A 2841-nucleotide genomic window follows, 5' to 3' on the forward strand; every position below is an offset into this window, starting at 1 on the left:
AGATGTTATTTTTATTATATAAATATATTAAAAAAATATAGACTTGTATAATGTGTTATGTTTCTATGGATAACATTTATTTTTCTTATGTAAGTTCATGATAGTTTGAAAGAGAGGGTATATTATGAATATTACAATTGTTTTATTATTAAAAATAGTTATAATGATGAATATTTAATTTAATGAGTTTTTTCTTTAAAGAAAAAATAAACAATACTTTGTAGAAGGGTTTTTTGTAAATATATTTTATATATAATTATAATAAATAGAAATTTAATAATAAAAATTATTATGGCACTAGCTTAAACAAGCTAGTGTTTTTTTGTTGCTACCTTTTGGATATTTTTGTTTTCAAATAATATAAAATATCCAAAAAATAAAATAAAAAAAGAGCCAGGGGAAGCTCTTTTTTCTAGGGGTCAAACTGATTCCGTTTCAATTTAACAATAATAAATAATATAAAGTCTATTCTCAAAAGGGGTATTCGAATAGAAATATTAGTATGGCTATCTGGGGGATAACCTTGAATATATAATATCAAATTTCGACAAAAACTGCAACTGGTAATTATTCTCAAAAATATGATTATAAATGGTTACTTTACATATATATTCAAAAGTTATCTTAGAGATATGTTATATTATGTTCAAAAAAATAAAATAATATAACTAATAAAATTTTAAATTAAATATAATGAAAGAATTGACTTTTGCATTTTATAATTAATTTTTGAAATCAATCCCTTAAAAAGTAAATCTTTTAATGGTATAATATTATGAGTTATTTACAGAAAGGACGGTGTACGAATTGGAAATATATTTAGATAATAGTGCAACAACTAAGCCTTATCCAGAAGTAGTGGACAAGATGGTCGCCGCTCTTGCTAATCAATACGGAAATCCATCAGCTATATACAAAAAAGGTATAGAAGTTGAGAGAGAAATAAAAGAAATCAGAAGAAATATTGCGAGAAGCTTAGGAGCTAAGGAAACAGAGATATATTTTACATCAGGCGGTACAGAATGTAACAACACTATAATAAGAAGTGTTGCTAATTTAAATAAAAAAACTAAAAAACATATAATATCTACATGTATAGAGCATCCTTCTGTTCTAAACACTTTAAAGGATTTAGAGGAGCAAGGATTTGAAGTGACTTATTTACCAGTAGATTCACAAGGAAAAATATCAATAGACGATTTGAAAAATGCTATAAAGGACGACACATTTTTAGTATCTATAATGCATGTAAACAACGAAATTGGAGCTATTCAACCTATAGAAGAAATCGGTAAATATCTAAAAACTCTAAAACAAAAGGTTTATTTTCATGTAGATGCGGTACAATCCTATGCTAAAATAAAATTCAGACCATCAAAATACAACATAGACTTCATGAGCGTGAGTGGTCATAAGCTACATGGACCTAAGGGAATTGGATTTATGTATGTAAAAGAAAATAACAGAATAAAACCTCTTCTTACTGGTGGCGGACAAGAAATAGGCGTGAGATCAGGAACAGAAAACGTGCCAGGAATATACGGATTAGGTAAGGCTGTAGAGATATTAAATCAAGATTTACAAGGAACTATAGATAAGATAAGATCGCTTAGAGACCTTCTAAAGAAAGAAATTGTAGAAAATATAGACAATGTCAAGATAAATTCTCCAGAGGATGGAGTTTGTCATGTTTTAAATGTTTCATTTAGAGGTGTTAAGGGAGAAGTACTTCTTCATTATTTAGAACAAAAGGAAATATACGTGTCTACAGGCTCTGCTTGTTCTTCTAAGAAAAAGGGAAGTCATGTATTAAATGCTATAGGTCTATCTGCTGAAGAAATCGAAGGAGCAATAAGATTCAGCTTAAGTGACCTAAACACAGAAGAAGAAATAAGAGAAGTTGTAAAGGTATTAAAAGAATCAGTATCAGATTTAAGAATGATAATAGGTAGAAGAAGATAGATAAAACAGAAAGGAGTATGCCAAATACAACATAGTTTGGCAGCGTGAAAAAGTGTATAACGCGTTAATTGTAAAATACGGAGAAATAGGAATCAAAGGAAAAAACAGATATATATTTGAAAATAAATTAATAAAAAACATAAAAAATATGTTAAAGCCATTAGGAAAATTTGACGTATACAAAGAATACGGCAGAGTATATGTTGAGCTTGGCGACTACGATTACGAAGAAGTAATGGAAGAGGTTAAAAAGGTATTCGGTATAGTAGGAGTATGCCCAGTTATAAAATTAGACAGAAGATCAGATGATATAGAAGAAGCATACCAAATGCTAAAGGACACAGCAGTTAAAGTTCTAGAAGAAAAGATAGAACAAGGCTACAAGAGCTTCAAGGTAGAAAGTAGAAGAGGCGACAAATCCTTCAGAATGACATCACAAGAAATGAGTATAGATATCGGTGGATATTTACTTAGCAAAACTGAAGGAAAAATACCAGTTGATTTAAGAGAGCCAGAAGTCAAAATAAAATGTGAGCTTAGAGAGCACAACATAGCAGCATACAGCGATACAGTGCCTGGCTATGGTGGACTTCCTATAGGAACTAACGGCAAGGCGATGTCTCTACTATCAGGAGGAATAGACTCACCAGTTGCGTCATGGATGGTAGCAAAAAGAGGTGTAGAGGTAGAATGTATCCACTTCCACACATATCCATTCACAAGTGAAAAATCAATGGAAAAGGTAAGAGACCTAGCTAGAATATTAGCTAAATACTGTGGAAAAGTTAGACTTCACTAGGTCAATATACTAGAAATCCAAAAAGCTATAGGAATGAACTGTAGAGAGGAAGAAATGACAATAATCTCAAGACGCTTCAC

Annotated in this window: 1 protein-coding gene and 1 pseudogene; both read left to right on the forward strand. The window is 30.2% G+C overall.

Annotated elements, in window-relative coordinates; genetic code table 11:
- Window positions 1–807: 807 nt before the first annotated feature.
- Window positions 808–1962: a cysteine desulfurase family protein gene (locus ACI3VO_RS12795; protein WP_439758288.1), complete on the forward strand. Its 1155-nt coding sequence runs from the start codon at window positions 808–810 to the stop codon at window positions 1960–1962.
- Between the two features lie 52 nt (window positions 1963–2014).
- Window positions 2015–2841: pseudogene (locus tag ACI3VO_RS12800) on the forward strand (tRNA sulfurtransferase); the annotation flags it as partial.

The sequence above is a fragment of the Intestinibacter sp. genome (assembly GCF_051866655.1).
In the GTDB taxonomy this organism is placed as follows: Bacteria; Bacillota; Clostridia; order Peptostreptococcales; family Peptostreptococcaceae; genus Intestinibacter.